Raw genomic sequence first — 18,629 nt, forward strand, 5'->3', positions numbered from 1 at the left:
GTTGTGGCACATCAGGGCGTTGATCACGTCGTGGCGCAGGCGGTCGTCGTCGTCGAGCCGATAGCCGTGCATCACCGGCAGCCGTCCGCTCTCCAGCGATGCCGGTACTGGGCGGTCTCCTTGACGTTCTGGCTGTAGCTGTCGCCCACCTTGCCGATGGCGGTGATGCCGAGCCCGGTCAGATCGCAGTCGGCATGGGTGCGCAGGGGGAACGTCGGGGAAAAAATTGCGCTTCATGAATGAGGCGCCTTTCGTGTAAAACATGGGAAAAGCACAGCTCACAATAACAACAAAGGTTTTGCATGAAGCCTCGGCTCAGTCTCGTTGGTCGTTACTCCTTCCTGTCGCTGACACTGATGATCGGTTCGGTGGCGGTGCTGAGCGCGCTCTATGCAACGGTCGCGAATTCGGTCACGGAGCGCCTGGCCGGTGAACGGCTGGAAGCCCAGGTGGCAGGCACGGCCAACCGGCTGACCAACTTCATCGAGAACCGCATCTATCAGCTCGAAACCCTTTCGACCCACCCCTCCATGCCCCTGTACCTGCTCTACAGCGATGCTGTGCCAGAAGGCCTGCAGGAGCTCGTACGAGTGGAAGCCGACGCGCCCGATCTCTATGGCATTCTCTTCTTCGACGCCAATGACAGACTGTCCGATGTGATCCCCGGTCAGGCGGCATCCGGGCAGCCCTACTGGGGTCGCGACAACTGGTCAATCCGCGAGCTGCCTTCCATCTATCTGGGCACCAGCGAAATCATCGGCCCGAGCCTGACCTCGGGCTCTGGCCCCGGCTGGCTGCTCATCCGCCAGCCGCTGAGAGATATCGCCGGCCAGAGCACCGACGGTGCGATAGCGCTTCATGTGCGCCTGGCTTCCCTGACCGAACTGATGCGCACCGAAAGCCTGGCCGGCGTGCTACGGCCGTTCCTGAGAACGCCCACCGGCGACCTGCTGGACCCGACGGGGAACCTCAAGAGCAGCGAACCGGAAGGGCTACGTACCGGCCCGGAAGTGCTGCCCGGCTGGCGCATTGACTATCTGGTTTCCGCCGACGACATTCTCAGCCCGCTGCGCAACGCACAGTTCGGCCTGTATGCGTTTGCCGGCGTAATGGCACTCGGCATCGTCGCCCTGTTCTGGGCATTGGCAAGAAGCCTGCGCCGACGGGTGAGCCGACTGGTGGCAGGGGCCGAAGCCTTCGCCTCCGGCAACCTGCACTTCCGGCTGCCGACCCCCAGAAACGACAAGGATGAGATCGATGTGGTCGCCCATGCCTTCAACGCCATGGCCGACCGGCTGCAGGAGATGATCGAGCGAACCGTGCAAGCAGAGAAGATGGCGGTGCTCGGCGAATTCGCCACTGGCGTGGCCCATGAAGTGCGCAATCCGCTGGCAACGATCAAGCTGACGGTGCAGGCCCTGGAAAAAGGCGAGCCGGACAGCCGGCGCCGGGACCTGCTGATCTCCGTGGAAGAAGAGATCGACCGGCTCAATCGTGTCGTCGGCGACCTGCTGGATTACGGCCGGCCGGTCGCCGGTGAGCCGCAAGCCGTGGCGATCGGCCAGGTATTCAGGCACGCTTCCATCTTGACCTCCGGCCTTGCCGACAGGCAGGGGGTTGCCGTCACCGTCAGTGGCAACCCGTGCCCCGCCGTCTATGCCAGCCCGGATCAGGTGATCCAGTGCCTGGTCAACCTGGTCGCCAATGCCATCCAGGCGTGCGAACCGGGCTGCCAGGTGCAGCTGAAGGCGTTTCCCAGCGGTGACAGCGTGACGATAGAGATCATCGACGACGGCTGCGGCATGGATGAGACGATCCTGGCCCAGGTGATGAAGCCGTTCTTCACCACCCGCCAGGAAGGCACGGGGCTCGGCTTGAGCATTACCCATCAACTGGTAGCCCTGAATGGTGGCAGGCTGGAGATTCACAGCACCCCGGGAAAGGGCACGACCGTCTCCATGCAGCTCCCTCTGGTGCCGGTCGACGCCATAGCACAGCAGGAGTCAGCACAGCAGCATTCGTAGCGCTGCTACCATAACAAGAGCAACAATCAGAAAACGCCATGCACACAGATATCCTGATCGTCGATGACGAAAAGAGCTTCGTCCGTTCGCTGACCTTCGCCCTGGAAGAAGCCGGCTTCACCACCCGCAGCGCCCACTCCGGCGAAGCGGCCCTGACCGCACTGGCGGACGCCCAGCCAGGGCTGATGCTACTGGATCTGCGGCTGCCGAAGATGAGCGGCATGGAGGTGCTCGATACCGCCGCCCGCCTTTACCCGGCGCTGCCGGTGGTGATGGTGTCGGCCCACGGCGATACGCGAGCCGCCGTGCAGGCCGTCAAGGCCGGCGCGACCGACTATCTTACCAAGCCCTTTGCCCTGGACGAGCTGCTGCATCTCGTCGGCGCCATCACCGAGCGCGCTCAGCTGCGCGATGAGCTGGCCTACCACCGTAGCCGTGGCGCCTCCTCCTCGGGGCTGGTGGGGAGCAGCGATGCCATGGAGCAGCTCTGGCAGACCATCCAGCGCATCGCCGGCAGCAGTGCCGGCCGCATCCTGCTGCTGGGCGAGTCCGGCACCGGCAAGGCCGTGGTCGCCAGGGCCATCCACGACCAGAGCCCGCGCAGCGACAAAGCCTTTGTGGAGATCAACTGCGCCGCCCTGCCGGAGCAGTTGATCGAGGCGGAGCTGTTCGGTGCAGAGAAGGGGGCTTACACCGGCGCGCATCAGAAGCGATCCGGCCTGGTGGCCCTTGCCCATGGTGGCACGCTGTTCCTGGACGAGATCGGCGAGTTGCCCCTGCCCCTCCAGGCCAAGTTCCTGCATTTCCTCGAGAATGGCGACTACCGACCGGTGGGGGGGTCTGCCAGCCATACCGCCGATGCCCGTGTCATTGCCGCGACCAACCGCTCACTGGAAGCCGAAGTCCGCAAGGGGCACTTCCGGGAGGACCTGTTCTTCCGCCTCAATGTCATTGAACTCTCCATCCCCCCGCTGCGCGAACGGGGCGCGGATATCGAAGAGCTGCTGCATGTCTTCATCGACGCCCAGGCCCGGGAGGAGGGTTGTCGGCCCATCACCGTGCCCAGGGAGACGCTCGACCTGCTGATCGCCTATAGCTGGCCGGGCAATGTGCGGGAGCTGCGCAACCTGGTAGAGCGCCTGACCATTCTGTATCCCGGCCAGCGGATTCGCCCCGGCCAGCTACCCACCGAGTTCCATCAAGGCCCGGCAGCGAGCGATCAGGCTCAAGACCCCTCTCTCAGCGAGCGCCTGCAGAGTACCGAACGCCAGCTGGTGCTCGATGCGCTCGACAAGGCCGGTGGCCACAAGGGCCAGGCCGCCCAGCAGCTGGGGCTGTCTCGCCACGCCTTCAAGCGCCGCCTGCAACGCCTGGGGCTGGCCTAGCCGAAGGCCCTCACCTGGCCGCAGGCTCTCGCCTAGCCGAAGATCCTGGCCGAGCGGTAACCGCTCACCTTCTCGCGCCGATGCGCGCTATCCGCTCACTTCCCGTACCGCTGTGGCCGAGAGAACCCCGGAGATGGGGCACTCTCGGCTTGGCACGCTTATTGCCTATGTTATAGACCAGCAGGTTTATAACAACAATCACCGACCACACGCCGGACTCAACCGGTCCAGGAGGCAACCATGCCGGGACTGATAACTCGCCAGCGCTCCACACAGAGCGCTCGTGTTTTCGCCACCACCCTGATGCTGGCCCTGTACGGCCTGCCTGCCGCCCATGGCACAGAGGCCATGAACGAGACGACCTCGGTGGGCCGTGTGGAACTGGGTGCGGACGCCGCAGACGCCGACGCCACCATCGCCTGCCTGTATCCGATGACCGGCCGCTCCGCCAGCTATGGGCGCGACAGTATCGTCGCGATTCGCATGGCCCTCGACGAGTTGGCCACCGACCCGGCGGCGCCCCGCCTGCGGGTCATCGTCGATGACTCCCGCTCCAAGGTTTCCTTCGCGGTGCGCATGGCCGAAGACTTCATCGAGCAGGATAACGCCAACATTCTCTGCGGCATGGCCAGCTCCGGCGTCGGCATGGCCGTCAGCCGCCTGGCACGGCAGCGCAAGACCATCCTCATCGGCACCAACCATGCCTCCTCCCGCGCCGTGCTGGAAGAGGGTCATCGCTACTACTTCAGGGTCTCAAGCGATACCTGGCACTCCCAGGCCGCCGGTGCGCGATACCTGCAGGAACTCCAGCAGCAAGAAGGCTGGAACAAGATCGCCTTCCTCGGCCCCGACTACGAATATGGCCGAGTCACCTGGCGCGACCTGCAGGAGGCCTTTGACCTCTACGACGTCGACTACCAGGTCACCGGCAGCTACTGGCCGAAACTCTACGAGCCGGATTACTCCCTCTATATCCAGTCGCTGCTCGAGTCGCCGCCAGACGTGCTGGTGGTCGCGCTGTGGGGCGGGGATTTCACCGCCTTCATCGACCAGGCCCGCACGACCCGTCTGTTCAGCCTGATGCGGGTGGCCAACTTCGATACCGGCGGCGACTACGAGACCCTGGTTGCCCTCGGCGACACGCCGCCGGAAGGCCTGATTCTCTCCGCACGCCACCACGTCAACTGGCCCCCGACGGCGCTGAACAGCCAGTTCGTGGAAGGGTTCCACGAGCGCTCCGGCCGCTACCCCAACTATTCGGCCCAGGGTGCCTGGGCCGGCATCCTCACTGTCGCCAAGGCCATCACCCTGGTCGGTGACGTGACAGACACCGAGGCGATGGTCGAGGCGTTGAAAGGCCTGGAGATCCACTTGCCCAAGGACCCGAAAGGCTACGTCTCCTACATCGACGCCGAGACCCACCAGATCATCCAGGCCCAGGCCATCGGCACGCCGGTGCCCAGCCAGGATTATCCCCCCGCCCAGGTGGTGCTGGGGAACTGGAAAGTCTACGACGCCGAGTCCCTGAAACCCTCGCCGGCTCTCGTCGAGAGGCGACGCGGCACGCCCGGTGGTGGCTAGCCCCTCCACCGTTTCCTTCACGTACCACCCGCACCTTGCGAGACAACGACGCACCGCAGAACGCAGCAACGCCACATGGCACACAACAACAATCAAGGAGTAGAACCATGAAATACACCACTCAACCCGGTAGCTGGAAGCGTACCCTGCTCAGCACCACCACCGCCGCGGCCATCGCCTCGGCGGGGATGATGGGCATCAGCGCGACAGTCCAGGCAGAAGAGACCTTCAAGGTCGGACTGGTCACCTTCCTCTCCGGCGGCGCCTCGGGGCCATTTGGCGTTCCCGCCGCCCAGGCGGCGGAAACCGTGATCAAGGCGATCAACTCGCCCGATATCAAGGCCGGCCACACGGTCGCCGTCGTCGGCTCGGTGGCGTCGGGCTCAATTCAATAATGAGTACAAGCTAAGGTCATGCATATTATGAAAGTTAGCAATTTCAAGAGCGCTCATCGTCTGATCACGGGACACCAGGCTTCGACAGAACTTCGGCCCCAAGTTCAACGCCTCGGCATGCAACAACCACTGATCGTCACGGATCAAGGCGTACTCCAGTCGGGTACGCTGACACTCATCACTGAACAGCTCGACGCATTCGACTATGCCATCTATGACGGCGTGACCCCCGAACCCGAAGTGGCCATCGTCGAGGATTGCACACACACCTTTCGCACCGGGGGGCACGATAGCCTGATCGCCGTTGGCGGCGGAAGCGCCATGGACATTGCCAAGTGCGTGGCCGTCTATGCCCATCACGACGGCCCCCTTCAGGAGCTGTTCGGCGAAGGCCAGGTGAGCCGGCGCAGCATCCCCTTGATCGCCATTCCCACCACCGCTGGCACCGGTTCGGAAGTCACCAATATCGCCATCTTGTCGGATGCCGAGCAACAGATAAAGAAAGGCATCGTCAGCGACCATCTGCTGCCCGATGTCGCCATAGTGGCGCCGGAGATGACACTAAGCTGCCCGCGTTCGGTCACCGCAGCCAGCGGCGTTGACGCCCTTGTCCATGCCATCGAGGCCTACCTATCGAACTTCGCTTCGCCGATCACCGATGCCTTAGCCATCAAGGCAATGCAGCTGATCATTCGGGCGTTGCCCAAGGCCTTCGCCAATCCCGGACACATCCAGGCTCGCGAAGACATGGCGACCGGCAGCCTGCTGGCCGGCCTCGCCTTCGGCAATGCTGGCGTCGGTGCCGTCCACGCCCTGGCCTACCCGCTGGGCGGGCGCTACCACCTTGCTCACGGCGTCTCCAATGCTCTGCTACTGCCTCATGTCATGGAGTGGAACAAGTCCGCCTGCGTCGAGCGCTTCCGAGATATCGCCATAGCCTTCGGAGAGCCGGTCGACAACCTCACCGACAATGAGGCTGCCGAGCGGGTCATACGTCGCTTGCACCGCCTATGCACCGATGTGGAGATCCCCGCCGGCCTCAGCACCTTCGATATCCCCGAACCGGCGCTGCCCGAACTCGCCGCCGAAGCCATCAAGGTGGAACGGCTGCTGCGCAACAACCCTCGGGTACTAACGCTGGCCGATATCGAAGCGATCTACCGGGCCGCCTACTAAGGCGCCCGGCGCATTACGAGCATCACAACAACACTAAACATCCGGAGACATTCCATGAGCACCTGGAAGCACCGCATCGACGGTGAGGAAACCCCCTATACGCCCCTCGGGCCCTTCAAACTGCGCCTTCCCTTCCTTCACTATCGCTTCGAGCTGCCCGACTACCTGCAGGGCCTGCTGATGTGTGCGGTGGATCTCGCCGCCATCCCCTTGATGATGCAGCTACTTGGCATGCCCTTCGAAGCTGCCCTGGCCATCGTGATCCTCAACGGTCTGCTGTATCTGCTGCACCACCTGCTCGGCGACCCCGTGGTTCCCGGCTGGATAACCCCGGCCATTCCCCTGCTGATGGCCTATGTGGCCACCTTCCCCGAAGGGGTGGACAGGGTACACGCCCTGATCGCCTTCCAGATGATGCTCGGGATACTGGCGATCGTCCTCGGCCAGACCGGCATGGCCAGCAAGGTGGTCCGCTTGATTCCCTCCGCCATCAAGGCCGGCGTGATCATGGGAGCGGGTCTTGCCGCCATCGTGGTGGTATTCGATGAAGGCGGCCGCTTCGAGCAATACCCCTTCACCATCACCATTGCAGTCGGCCTCGCCTTCTACTTGATCTTCTCTCGCCACTTCAATCAGCTGAAGGCAAAGGGTGGCATCTGGGGCACCATCGGCAAGCTCGGTATCTTCCCGATCATCGTACTCGCCATTATCATCGCCCCGCTGTTCGGCGAAGCCCCCTGGCCGAACGTCGAGTGGGGCTTCAGCAAGCCCGACTTTGGCCTGATGTTCCGCGAATACACCGTTTTCGGCGTTGGCTTGCCACCGCTGATGATGTTCATCACAGCGATACCGACCGTCTTGGCCGCCTACATCGTGCTGTTTGGCGATGTCCTGCAGAGCAAGGCATTGCTGGAAGAGGCTGACGAGAAGCGCCGTGACGAGAAGATCGACTACAACCCCAACCGGTCGCACTTGATCTTCGGTGGCCGGAACTTCGGCATGAGCATCTTCGGCCCCGATGTGGTGATGTGCGGCCCGCTCTGGGCGGCCATGCATGTAGTGACCGTGGAGCGTTACAAACAGGGCAAGGCGGCCATGCACTCGATCTTCGGTGGCTCGGGCTCCTTCCGCTGGGGCACGAACACTGGCCTGCTGCTGCTGCCAATCGTCAGCTTAGTGCAGCCGATCCTGGGCATCGCCCTGGCGCTAACCCTGCTGATTCAAGGCTATGTCAGCGTACGTATCGGCATCCTGGAGGCGCGCAGCCAGCGCGATCTGGGCATCGCCGGGATCATAGCCGCTATTCTGGTGATCAAGGGAGCCACCTGGGCCTTCGCCGTCGGAGTACTCCTCTGCGCCCTGATCTACGGCAAGCGCTTCTTCTCCGGCGAGAACGACAGGACATTCGTCAAGGACCTGGACGCCTCCCGGCCACTGGACACCGACACCAGCCTTCCCGGAGCCGAGAGGATGCAGGATCCACGCCCCCAAGCTGACGTAAATTGACAACTTGACCATCGCCTGACGACCACCCCCAACAACACCCAATGATGAGAGACTCTTGCATGCAGATTCATGACCTCCCCTTTTTCAAGCAGCAATGCCTAATCGACGGCGCCTGGATCGATGCCGACACGGGTGAGCGATTCGCCGTGACCAACCCGGCCACCGGCGACGAGATCGCCCAGGTACCGGCCCTCGGCGCCGCTGAGACTCACCGTGCCATCGAAGCCGCCCAGGCCAGCCTGGCCACCTGGCGCGCCCGCACGGCCAACGAGCGTGCCGCGCTACTGAAATGCTGGCACGCGCTGGTGCTGGAACATGAAGAGGCCTTGGGACGACTGATGACCCTGGAGCAGGGCAAACCGCTGATGGAAGCGCGCGGCGAGATCGCCTACGCCGCCAGCTTTATCGAGTGGTTCGCGGAAGAGGCCAAGCGCCTCTACGGGGATACCATTCCCGGCCATGCTCGCGACAAACGGATACTGGTCATCCGTGAGCCGGTGGGCGTTTGCGCGGCCATCACCCCGTGGAACTTCCCCGCCGCCATGATAACCCGCAAGGTTGCTCCGGCCCTCGCCGCCGGCTGCACCATTATCGTCAAGCCTGCCGAGGAGACGCCTTTGACGGCCCTGGCACTGGGCGCCCTCGCCGAGCAGGCCGGGATCCCGAAGGGGGTGCTCAACATCGTCACCGGCCCGGCCCGAGAGATTGGTCCGGTACTCACCGACAGTCCCGTGGTGCGCAAGCTGAGTTTTACCGGCTCGACACCGGTAGGTGCGCACCTGATGGCCGCCTGTGCCCCCACGGTGAAGAAGGTATCACTGGAATTGGGCGGCAACGCCCCCTTTATCGTTTTCGATGATGCCGATCTCGAGTCCGCCGTCGAGGGCGCCCTGGACAGCAAGTTTCGCAATGCCGGCCAGACCTGTGTCTGCGCCAACCGCATCTACGTGCAGAGCGGCATCTACGACGCCTTTGTCGAGCGCCTGGCCCAACGGACCGCTGAACTGAACGTGGGGATCGGCACCGAGCCGGGAGTCGAGGTGGGGCCGCTGATCAACGACAAGGCCGTCGAGAAGGTCGAAGCTCATATCAATGATGCCCTGGCCAAGGGCGGGCGCCTCATCACCGGGGGACAGCGTCATGCACTGGGTGGCAGCTGGTTCGAGCCGACCGTCGTTGCCGATGTGACTGACGAAATGGTCTGTGCTCGGGAGGAAACTTTCGGTCCGCTGGCCCCGGTCTTCCGCTTCGACGACGAAGCATCGGTCATTGCCCAGGCCAACGATACCGAGTATGGCCTGGCCGCCTACTTGTATTCCGAAAACGTGACACGCATCTGGCGAGTCGCCGAGGCTCTGGAGTACGGCATGGTGGGGATCAATACGGGGTTGATCTCCACGGCCTCGGCGCCCTTTGGAGGCATGAAGGCATCCGGCGTAGGTCGCGAAGGCTCCCGCTACGGAATCGACGAGTACACCGAGCTCAAGTATCTGTGCCTCGGCAATATCGCCTGAGTCACAATCACCCACTCTGCTGGATCGGAGTCTTGCGGCGCCCTTAGCGGGCGCCGCTTCGGTTTCGTACCTGGCCCCTCACTCATACCGTCCGTGAGTAGCGATTCTCCTCGGGCTTGAGGTAGGCATCGAAGGCCATGGCGGCATTGCGCATCATCAGCCGACCGGCGGGCAGCACCTCGATCTCGTTCTCGCGGATCGCCAGCAGGCCGTCGTCGGCCATCTCCTGCAGCTGCCCCAGGGCAGCGGCGAAGTAGTCGCGGAAGACGATGCCGTGCTGGCGCTCGATGGGGGCGAAGTCGATGCGGTTGTGGCACATCAGGGCGTTGATCACGTCGCGGCGCAGGCGGTCGTCGTCGTTGAGGCGGTAGCCGCGGAACACCGGCAGGCGCCCCTCCTCCAGGCGGTGCTGGTACTGGGCGGTCTCCTTGACGTTCTGGCTGTAGGTATCGCCGACCTTGCCGATGGAGGTGATGCCCAGGGCGATCATGTCGCAGTCGGCGTGGGTGGAGTAGCCCTGGAAGTTGCGCTGCAGGGTGCCGTTCTCCCGGGCCAGGGTCAGCTCGTCGTCGGGCAGGGCGAAGTGGTCCATGCCGATATAGACGTAGCCGGCGGCGGTGAGGCGGCGGATGGTCAGCTCGAGCAGCTCCAGCTTGCGCTCCGGCGGCGGCATGTCCTCGGGGCGGATCAGCCGCTGGGCCTTGAACAGCTGCGGCAGGTGGGCATAGCTGTAGGTGGCGATGCGATCCGGGCGCAGGGCGATGATCTTGTCCAGGGTGGTATCGAAGCTGGCGACGGTCTGGCGGGGCAGGCCGTAGATCAGGTCGACGCTCACCGACTGGAAGCCGGCCTCCCGGGCCGCCTTCACCAGCTCGACCACCTGCTCCTCGCTCTGCAGGCGGTTCACCGCCTCCTGGACGTCGCGATCGAAGTCCTGGACGCCGAAGCTGAGACGATTGAAGCCCAGGTCGTGCAGCTCATGGATCTGCCCGGGGGTCACGGTGCGCGGGTCCACCTCCAGGGAGAACTCGCGCTCGTCGGGTGCGGCGAAGTGGAAGGCCTCATCCAGCGCCGCCATCAGCTCGCCGAGCTGGGCGTTGCTCAGGTAGGTGGGGGTGCCGCCACCCAGGTGCAGCTGGGTCATGCGCCGCGACTCGTCGAACAGGGCTCCCTGCACCCGGATCTCCTGCTTGAGCCATTCCAGGTACTCGGCGGCGCGCTCGGTGTTGTGGGTGATGATCTTGTTGCAGGCGCAGTAGTAGCAAAGGCTCTTGCAGAAGGGGATATGCACGTAGACCGAGAGCGGCTTGGGCGTCTCGGCCCGGTTGCTGCGCTCGGCCGCGGCACGGTAGTCGTCCTCGGCGAAGGCCGCATGGAACTGGGGCGCCGTGGGGTAGGAGGTGTAGCGCGGCCCGGGGCGGTCGTACTTCTCCACCAGGGGGCGATCGAACAGCAGGTCGTCTTGCATCGTGAAACAGCCTCTTGAACCGGAGGGCGGCGCCGCGGGCGCCGCCGTATGGGGCAGAGTATGCCATTCAGGGTCGGGCGCGTCGGTACCCTTCTCGAGGTAGCTGACCTGGATCAAGCCTTCGAGGGCGGCGCACCCCGCGAAGGTACCAGCGGATCAGTCGCCAGCGGGAACAGCCAGCGCCAGGCAGGTGTGGTCACGACCGCTGGCGAGGGCCCGGGATCGAGAGGCTTTGCGCCCCACCTAAATATGCATTTAAAATACTACTTACTGACAACCACCACTACTTGGGAGGTATTGCCATGGCACTTCGGGCCTCACGCCTCGCCTGGGGCAGCCTCGCCTACGGCTGCATCGGCCTGGGCACCGCCGGGCTGGTGGTGCCGCTGCTGCCCACCACGCCCTTCCTGCTGGTGGCGGCCTGGGCGGCGCCCAAGGGCTCACCGCGCCTGGCTCGCTGGCTCGATGAACACCCCAGGCTGGGCCCGACCCTGCATGCCTGGCGGGAGCAGCGGGCGGTACCGCGACGGGCCAAACGCCTGGGGCTGGTGCTGCTGGTGATCAGCTGGCTGGTGCTGTGGGCCGGCGGGGCATCGCCGAACGTGCTGGCGCTGACCGCGACGCTGTTCTGCGGCGTGGCGGCCTTCCTGCTGACGCGACCCGATGTCGCTGGCGACAGAGCGCCCTCCCCCGGGGGGGAATAAGTGGTAAAATACTAGCAACTTATTAAATTAGTTTTGATTAACATCAAGCCGAGAGGTGCTAGCCCTCGTATGCATCTGACCCGCTTTACTGACTACTCCCTGCGCGTGCTCATCTACCTGGCGGTGAAGGGGGAGGAGCGCTCCACCATCCACGAGATCGCCGGCCGCTTCGAGGTCTCCCGCAATCATCTGATGAAGGTGGTCCAGGACCTGAGCCACAAGGGCTATATCACCGCCATCCGCGGCAAGAACGGTGGGCTGGTGCTCAAGAAATCCCCGGAGGAGATCCGCCTGGGCAGGCTGGTGCGCGATACTGAGAACGACCTGCAGTTGGTGGAATGCTTCGGTGAGAAGAACGAGTGCAAGATCACCCCGGCCTGCCGGCTCAAGCCGATCCTCGCCGAGGCGCTGCGCGCCTTCCTCGCCGTGCTCGACAAGTACACCCTGGCCGATATGCTGGGCCCCCAGCAGCCGCAGCTGGCCCAGCTGCTGAAGATCGAGCCGCTCGGCGCCCCTCCGGACCCGGGCACGGCCAGCTGAGTCGACCAGCCGAGGCGGGTGCCACCGCCCGGCAACGCTGACTACAAGAGTCAGTCATGATATATGTCATGGCGCCCCATGGGCGACTGCGCCATCATGGGCCCAGACGTCGGAGGCGTGGTTGCCATCCGATTTTTTCACTGCCAAAAGATGCATTCCGGAGATATGTTCATGAAGCGACTGGCTACCCTGACCCTGACCGGCGTCGCCGCCCTGGCCCTCTCGGCCACCGTCCAGGCCGAGCCCGATGGCGAGGCGATCTACAACCAGGCCTGCATGGCGTGCCACATGACCGGTGCCGCCGGCGCCCCGATCAAGGGCGACGAGGCCGCCTGGGCGGATCGCCTCGAGAAAGGCATGGACGAACTCTACGCCAACTCCATCGACGGCATCGGCGCCATGCCGCCCCGCGGCGGCTTCGCCAACCTCAGCGACGAGGAGGTGAAGGCCGCGGTGGACTTCATGCTCGAACCGGTGCTCTGAACCCTCGCCTTTCCCGGCGCGGCCCCCGACTACCGAGATACACAGCGCCCCCGGCAGCCTGGCTGCCGGGGGCGCTTCGCGTCAGGGCCTCTCCCCAACTCGTCCCGGCGCTCGGCATCGAACCTGTGACCCACGTCAAGCCCAACACCCCTGTCAGCTGCCATCATGGGGACACCAGCCCGGCCACGCCTTTCGTCGTCGGGCCTTTCAAAGCATCAAAAGATGCATTTTACATGCTTATTGATGGCCTCGCCCCACAGCGGGCTCCCGGCCTCCAAGGACTGCCCCCATGTCGAACCGGCGCTCCGCCCCTCCCTTGCACGCCCTGAGCTGGCTCCTCGGCCTGCTCCTGCTGCTCGGCTCCCTGACGGCCCAGGCCATCGAGCTCGAGCAGATCGCACCCGGCTTCCCGGAGGCCACTCGCCTCGCCGAGGCCGAGGGGGAACATCCCGCCAAGGCGGTCTATGCCGGCGAGACCCTGCTGGGCTACGTCTTCGAAACCGACGCTATCGCACCGATCCCGGCCTACTCCGGCAAGCCGATCAGCATGCTGGTGGGCATCGATCTGGAGGCCCGGATCACCCAGGCCACCATCCTCGGCCACGAGGAGCCGATCATGCTGGTGGGCATTCCCGAGCAGCGGCTGGTGGACTATGCCGATGCCCACGCCCCCCATCACGTCAACGAGCGCCTGCGGGTCGGCGAGAACCTGGACGCCATCTCCGGCGCCACGGTCACAGTGATCGTGCTCACCGAGACGGTGATGCGTTCCGCCCGGCGGGTGGCGGCCGAGCAGGGGCTGATCGAGGACCCGCTGGCCACGCCGCCGGCCGAGGTGCGCTACGACGTCTTCGAGCCGGCCGACTGGGAGACCCTGGTGGGCGACGGCACCATTCGCCGCCTGCACCTGACCCATGGCCAGGTCGATGAGGCCTTCGTCGGCACCGCGGCGGAGCATGCACCGGAGACGGGACGCCATGAGCCGGAGCAGACCTTTATCGACCTCTATGTCACCTACCTGAACGCCCCCACGGCGGGCCGCAACCTGCTCGGCGACATCGTCTACGAGCAGCTGATGGAGCGCCTCGATGAGGGCGAGCACGCCATCGGCGTGATGGCCCGGGGCGACTACTCCTTCAAGGGCTCGGGCTATGTGCGCGGCGGCATCTTCGATCGCGTCGAGGCCGCCCAGGGCAACACCAATATCGCCTTCCAGGACCGCGACCACCGGCGCATCGTGCGCATGGCCGTCGAGGGCGCGCCGCGGCTCACCGAGCGCGACATCTTCATCATCCGCGAGGAGGCCGAGTTCGATCCCGGCGAGCCCTGGGAGCTGGGCCTGCTGGTGCGCCGGGCCGCCGGGCCGCTGGAGACCGAGTTCGTGCGCTTCAACGCCCACTACAGCATCCCCGAAGCCTATATCGAGCGCTTCGAGCCGCCGGTGGAGGAGGCGCTGTGGGTGCAGGTGTGGCGCGACCGCACCTTCCAGATCGTGGTGCTGGGGATCGGCCTGAGCGTGCTCACCGCCATCATGCTGTTCCAGGACGTGCTGGTGCGCTACCCGCGCGTGCTCGAACCGCTGCGGATCGGCTTCCTCATCTACACCGTGACCTTCATCGGCTGGTACTCCCTGGCCCAGCTCTCGGTGGTCAATATCCTCACCTTCGTGCACTCGCTGATGGGCGGCTTCAGCTGGGAGTCCTTCCTCATCGACCCGATGATGTTCATCCTCTGGTCCTTCGTGGCGGTGACGCTGCTGCTCTGGGGGCGCGGGGTGTTCTGCGGCTGGCTGTGCCCCTTCGGCGCCATGCAGGACCTGATCAACAAGGCCGCGCGCAGGCTCCGCGTGCCCCAGTTCGAGGTGCCCTTCGCCGTCCACGAGCGGCTCTGGGCGCTGAAGTACATCATCCTGCTGGCGCTGTTCGCCGTGTCGCTGCATTCGCTGGGGCAGGCCGAGCGCTACGCCGAGGTGGAGCCCTTCAAGACCGCCGTGACCATGCGCTTCCAGCGCGAGTGGGCCTTCCTGCTCTACGCCCTGGGACTGCTCACCATCTCGGCGTTCACCCACAAGGCCTACTGCCGCTACATCTGCCCGCTGGGCGCGGGGCTGGCCATTCCCGCCCGCCTGCGCCTGTTCGACTGGCTCAAGCGCCATCGCGGCAGCTGCGGCACCCCCTGCCAGATCTGCGCCAACGAGTGTGAAGTGGCGGCCATCCATCCCGACGGTCGCATCAATGCCAACGAGTGCCACTACTGCCTGGACTGCCAGGTGACCTACCACGACGACCAGCGCTGTCCGCCGATGGTCAAGCGCCGCAAACGCTACGAGAAGGCCACCCGGGCCTCGTCGAAGCCGGGTGGCGTCAACCTCTACCCGGCCGATGCTGCGCAGGGTAGCGGAGCCAAACTGCAGCGCATTCCCACTCTTCAGGAGGAGTGAACCATGAGCGACAAGAACGACCACATCAAGGACCTCAGCCGCCGGCACTTCCTGCGCAACAGCGCGATCACCGGCGTGGCCGGGGCCGGCCTGGCGGGCGGTTTCGGTGCCGGCGCCCTGGTGCGCAGCGGCCCCGCCGAGGCGGCCGCCAACAACGAGCATCACGTGGAGCCGGGCGAGCTCGACGAATACTACGGTTTCTGGAGCGGCGGCCACTCCGGCGAGGTGCGCATCCTCGGCGTGCCCTCCATGCGCGAACTGCTGCGCATCCCGGTGTTCAACGTCGACAGCGCCACCGGCTGGGGCCAGACCAACGAGTCCAAGCGCGTGCTGGGCGAGAATGCTCCGCTCAACGGCGACACCCACCACCCCAAGGTGAGCTACACCGACGCCCGCTACGACGGCCGCTGGTGCTTCATCAACGACAAGCTCAACACCCGGGTGGCGCGCATTCGCCTCGACATCATGCGTGCCGACAAGATTGTCACCGTTCCCAACGTCCAGTCGATCCACGGCCTGACCCTGCAGCGGGTGCCCAAGACCGAGCGGGTCTATGCGGCGGGCGAGATGATCATGCCGCTGGGCAACAACATCGAGCACATGGACAATCCGGCCGAGTACTGGACCATGATGTCCTGCCTCGACGCCGAGACCATGGAGATCAAGTGGCAGGCGATCGTCGACGGCAACCTCGACAACTGCGACACCGACTACACCGAGAAGTACCTGGCCGCCTCCTGCTACAACTCCAACCGCGGCCTGACCCTGCCGGAGATGATGGGCCCGGAGCGCGACTGGACGGTGATCTTCAACGTGCCGGCCATCGAGCAGGCGGTCGCCAACGGTGACACCACCACCGTCGGCGACTCCGACATCCCGGTGGTCGACGCCCGGGAGCAGGCCCACGACGGCCGCAATCCCTTCGCCCTCTACGTGCCCACCCCGCGCAGCCCCCACGGCGTCAACACCATGCCCCCGGAAGGCAAGTACTGCGTGGTCAGCGGCAAGCTGTCGCCGACCTGCACCGTGATCGAGTGGGCCCGCGTCGACGAGTGGTTCGCCGGCAACCTGGACGACCCGCGCGACACCGTGGTGGCCGAGCCGGAGGTGGGCCTGGGGCCGCTGCACACCACCTTCGACAACCGCGGCAACGCCTATACCTCGCTGTTCCTCGACAGCCAGGTGGTGAAGTGGAACGTGGAGGACGCCATCCGCGCCTACGACGGCGAGCAGGTGAACTACATCCGCGACCGCATCGACGTCCACTACAACATCGGCCACATCAAGGCCTCGCTGGCCTGTAGCCGCGACGTCGACGGCAAGTACCTCGCCTCGCTGAGCAAGTTCTCCAAGGACCGCTTCCTGCCGGTGGGCCCGATGCATGCCGAAAACGATCAGCTGATCGATATCTCCGGCGAGCAGATGAAGCTGGTGCACGACGGCCCCACCTACGCCGAGCCCCACGATGCGCTGATGATCCGCGCCGACCAGCTCAACCCGTCGCAGATCTACTCCCGCGACGATCCCTACTTCGCCGAGACGGTGGCCATGGCCGAGGCCGATGGCGTCACCCTGGAGACGGACAACACGGTCATCCGCGACGGCAACAAGGTGCGGGTCTACATGACCTCCGTGGCGCCCAACTTCGGTACCACCGAGTTCCGGGTCAAGCAGGGGGACGAGGTCACCGTCGTGGTGACCAACATGGACTCTATCGAGGATGTCAGCCACGGCTTCGCCATGGTCAACCACGGCATCAACTTCGAGATCCATCCCCAGCAGACCTCCTCGGTCACCTTTGTCGCCGACAAGCCTGGCGTACACTGGTACTACTGCAGCTGGTTCTGTCACGCCCTGCATATGGAGATGTCGGGTCGGATGCTCGTGGAACCCGCATGATGTCCCGGGCCGGCCCTTCGGGGCCGGCCCCCGCAACGAGAGGTAGCCGCTTTGCTACGATTCATCCTCGGCTGCTGCCTGCTGATGCTGGCAACGCAAGCATTCTCCGACCAGCGCGTCACCCCTGACAGCGAATCTCTGCAGGCCCGTATCGATGCGGCCGCCCCCGGCAGCGAGCTGCTGCTCGCCGAAGGGGTATATCGCGGCGGCATCGTGATCGACAAGCCCCTGACCCTGCGCGGCGAGCCCGGCGCCATCCTGGACGCCGAAGGCGAAGGCGACGTGATTCGCGTCACCTCCCCGGACGTGCGCCTCGAAGGGCTGACCCTGCGCAACTCGGGGTTCAACCTGACCGACATGAACGCCGGCGTCCACGGCGAACGTGACGCCCACCGAATTCACATCGAAGCCACCGAGATGGAGAACGTCGCCTTCGGTGTCTGGCTCTGGCATCTGGAAGCCCCGACCGTCATCGGCAATCGCATCCGCGGCAATACCGAGGTGCGCTCCCAGGACCGCGGCGATGCCATCCGCCTCTACAACATCACCGGCGGCCTGATCGCCGACAACGACGTCCGCGACAGCCGCGACGCCATCTACGTGGATACCAGCCGCGACCTGGAATTCCGCGGCAATCGCCTGCGCGACTCACGCTTCGGCATCCACTACATGTTCACCCATGGCGGCCGGATCGTCGACAACCATACCAGCGGCACCCGCGCCGGCTATGCCCTGATGATGTCCCGCGACCTGGAAGTGGTGAACAACCGCGCCGAACGCGACCACAACTACGGCATCCTGATGAACTACGTGAACTACAGCACCATCGCCGGCAACGACATCCGCGGCATCACCGCCTGGCACGGCCCCGGCGGCAGCGAACACGGCGTGACCCTCGGCGCCGAAGGCAAGGCGCTGTTCATCTACAACTCCCAGGCCAACGAGATTCATCACAATCGCATGGCCGACAGCGAGATCGGCATCCACCTCACCGCCGGCTCCGAGAACAACCGCCTCCACGCCAACGCCTTTCTCAATAACCGTCAGCAGGTGATGTACGTGGCCACCCGCACCCAGGAGTGGTCGGTGGACGGCCGGGGCAACTACTGGAGCGACTACCTCGGCTGGGATCTCGACGGCGACGGCGTCGGCGACACCGCCTACGAGCCTAACGACGCCGTGGACCGGCTGCTGTGGCGCTTCCCCAGCGCGCGGCTGCTGATGAGCAGCCCGGTGATCGAATGTCACGGCCTGACCAAGCGTCACGGCAACCTCACGCGTCTCGCCGAGCTCGATCTGCAGGTGCAGGAGGGCGAGGTGCTGGCCCTGCTCGGCCACAACGGGGCCGGCAAGACGACGACCATGAAGCTGATCCTGGGGCTGATCTCGCCCAGCGCGGGCAGCCTCTCGGTGCTCGGCGGCGCCCCGGACGGCCCCCACGCCGAGACCCTGCGCCGCCACCTGGGCTACCTGCCCGAGAACGTCAGCTTCTATGAGCAGCTGACAGGCCGCGA

At 64.9% G+C, this 18,629-nt stretch carries 14 protein-coding genes and 1 pseudogene; 13 read left to right on the plus strand and 2 right to left on the minus strand.

The window, feature by feature from the left end:
- A pseudogene (locus tag J5F18_RS02020) lies at positions 1-200 on the minus strand (coproporphyrinogen III oxidase); the annotation flags it as partial.
- A 102-nt stretch (positions 201-302) separates the two neighbouring features.
- Here J5F18_RS02020 and J5F18_RS02025 point away from each other — a divergent pair.
- The 7 genes from J5F18_RS02025 to J5F18_RS02055 all read left to right on the plus strand — a co-directional run bounded on the left by J5F18_RS02025 (position 303) and on the right by J5F18_RS02055 (position 9,581).
- Positions 303-2,024, plus strand: coding sequence for an ATP-binding protein (locus J5F18_RS02025; protein WP_346300689.1), 1,722 nt, complete (start codon positions 303-305; stop codon positions 2,022-2,024).
- 38 nt (positions 2,025-2,062) lie between these two features.
- On the plus strand, positions 2,063-3,409 hold the full coding sequence (locus J5F18_RS02030; RefSeq protein WP_346300690.1) for a sigma-54 dependent transcriptional regulator: 1,347 nt from the start codon (positions 2,063-2,065) through the stop codon (positions 3,407-3,409).
- A 240-nt stretch (positions 3,410-3,649) separates the two neighbouring features.
- Entirely contained in the window at positions 3,650-4,990 is a 1,341-nt protein-coding gene (locus J5F18_RS02035; protein WP_346300691.1) for an ABC transporter substrate-binding protein, read from the plus strand.
- Positions 4,991-5,097: 107 nt separating this feature from the next.
- Complete coding sequence (locus J5F18_RS02040) at positions 5,098-5,385, plus strand: hypothetical protein (RefSeq protein ID WP_346300692.1); 288 nt, start codon at positions 5,098-5,100, stop codon at positions 5,383-5,385.
- Between the two features lie 27 nt (positions 5,386-5,412).
- Positions 5,413-6,561, plus strand: a complete 1,149-nt coding sequence (locus J5F18_RS02045) for an iron-containing alcohol dehydrogenase (protein WP_346300693.1) — start codon at positions 5,413-5,415, stop codon at positions 6,559-6,561.
- A gap of 180 nt (positions 6,562-6,741) precedes the next feature.
- Positions 6,742-8,067: a hypothetical protein gene (locus J5F18_RS02050; protein WP_346300694.1), complete on the plus strand. Its 1,326-nt coding sequence runs from the start codon at positions 6,742-6,744 to the stop codon at positions 8,065-8,067.
- Positions 8,068-8,126: 59 nt separating this feature from the next.
- Positions 8,127-9,581, plus strand: a complete 1,455-nt coding sequence (locus J5F18_RS02055; protein WP_346300695.1) for an NAD-dependent succinate-semialdehyde dehydrogenase — start codon at positions 8,127-8,129, stop codon at positions 9,579-9,581.
- An 82-nt stretch (positions 9,582-9,663) separates the two neighbouring features.
- Here J5F18_RS02055 and hemN read toward each other — a convergent pair whose 3' ends face one another.
- Positions 9,664-11,049 (minus strand): oxygen-independent coproporphyrinogen III oxidase, encoded by a 1,386-nt coding sequence (gene hemN / locus J5F18_RS02060; RefSeq protein WP_346300696.1) that lies wholly within the window; start codon positions 11,047-11,049, stop codon positions 9,664-9,666.
- 302 nt (positions 11,050-11,351) lie between these two features.
- Here hemN and J5F18_RS02065 point away from each other — a divergent pair, with 302 nt between their 5' ends.
- From J5F18_RS02065 to nosD, 6 genes are all read left to right on the plus strand, one after another.
- Positions 11,352-11,753 (plus strand): YbaN family protein, encoded by a 402-nt coding sequence (locus J5F18_RS02065; RefSeq protein ID WP_346300697.1) that lies wholly within the window; start codon positions 11,352-11,354, stop codon positions 11,751-11,753.
- 69 nt (positions 11,754-11,822) lie between these two features.
- Entirely contained in the window at positions 11,823-12,293 is a 471-nt protein-coding gene (locus J5F18_RS02070) for an Rrf2 family transcriptional regulator (RefSeq protein WP_346300698.1), read from the plus strand.
- A 171-nt stretch (positions 12,294-12,464) separates the two neighbouring features.
- Positions 12,465-12,776 (plus strand): c-type cytochrome, encoded by a 312-nt coding sequence (locus J5F18_RS02075; protein WP_346300699.1) that lies wholly within the window; start codon positions 12,465-12,467, stop codon positions 12,774-12,776.
- A 289-nt stretch (positions 12,777-13,065) separates the two neighbouring features.
- Positions 13,066-15,216 carry a 4Fe-4S binding protein gene (locus tag J5F18_RS02080; RefSeq protein ID WP_346300700.1) on the plus strand — a complete coding sequence of 717 codons (2,151 nt, stop codon included), beginning with the start codon at positions 13,066-13,068 and terminating at the stop codon, positions 15,214-15,216.
- Between the two features lie 3 nt (positions 15,217-15,219).
- Complete coding sequence (nosZ, locus tag J5F18_RS02085) at positions 15,220-17,115, plus strand: TAT-dependent nitrous-oxide reductase (RefSeq protein WP_346300701.1); 1,896 nt, start codon at positions 15,220-15,222, stop codon at positions 17,113-17,115.
- A gap of 51 nt (positions 17,116-17,166) precedes the next feature.
- Positions 17,167-18,629, plus strand: a 1,463-nt coding sequence (nosD, locus tag J5F18_RS02090) for a nitrous oxide reductase family maturation protein NosD (RefSeq protein ID WP_346300702.1), incomplete at its 3' end; no start/stop codon positions are given.

It is taken from the genome of Halomonas sp. BM-2019, assembly GCF_017584085.1.

Coding starts and splice junctions, on each gene's coding strand:
- J5F18_RS02025 (WP_346300689.1), top strand. CDS start 303: ATGAAGCCTCGGCTCAGTCTCGTTGGTCGTTACTCCTTCCTGTCGCTG.
- J5F18_RS02035 (WP_346300691.1), top strand. CDS start 3,650: ATGCCGGGACTGATAACTCGCCAGCGCTCCACACAGAGCGCTCGTGTT.
- J5F18_RS02045 (WP_346300693.1), top strand. CDS start 5,413: ATGAAAGTTAGCAATTTCAAGAGCGCTCATCGTCTGATCACGGGACAC.
- J5F18_RS02080 (WP_346300700.1), top strand. CDS start 13,066: ATGTCGAACCGGCGCTCCGCCCCTCCCTTGCACGCCCTGAGCTGGCTC.
- J5F18_RS02040 (WP_346300692.1), top strand. CDS start 5,098: ATGAAATACACCACTCAACCCGGTAGCTGGAAGCGTACCCTGCTCAGC.
- nosZ (WP_346300701.1), top strand. CDS start 15,220: ATGAGCGACAAGAACGACCACATCAAGGACCTCAGCCGCCGGCACTTC.
- J5F18_RS02065 (WP_346300697.1), top strand. CDS start 11,352: ATGGCACTTCGGGCCTCACGCCTCGCCTGGGGCAGCCTCGCCTACGGC.
- J5F18_RS02030 (WP_346300690.1), top strand. CDS start 2,063: ATGCACACAGATATCCTGATCGTCGATGACGAAAAGAGCTTCGTCCGT.
- J5F18_RS02055 (WP_346300695.1), top strand. CDS start 8,127: ATGCAGATTCATGACCTCCCCTTTTTCAAGCAGCAATGCCTAATCGAC.
- J5F18_RS02050 (WP_346300694.1), top strand. CDS start 6,742: ATGTGTGCGGTGGATCTCGCCGCCATCCCCTTGATGATGCAGCTACTT.
- J5F18_RS02070 (WP_346300698.1), top strand. CDS start 11,823: ATGCATCTGACCCGCTTTACTGACTACTCCCTGCGCGTGCTCATCTAC.
- hemN (WP_346300696.1), bottom strand. CDS start 11,049: ATGCAAGACGACCTGCTGTTCGATCGCCCCCTGGTGGAGAAGTACGAC.
- J5F18_RS02075 (WP_346300699.1), top strand. CDS start 12,465: ATGAAGCGACTGGCTACCCTGACCCTGACCGGCGTCGCCGCCCTGGCC.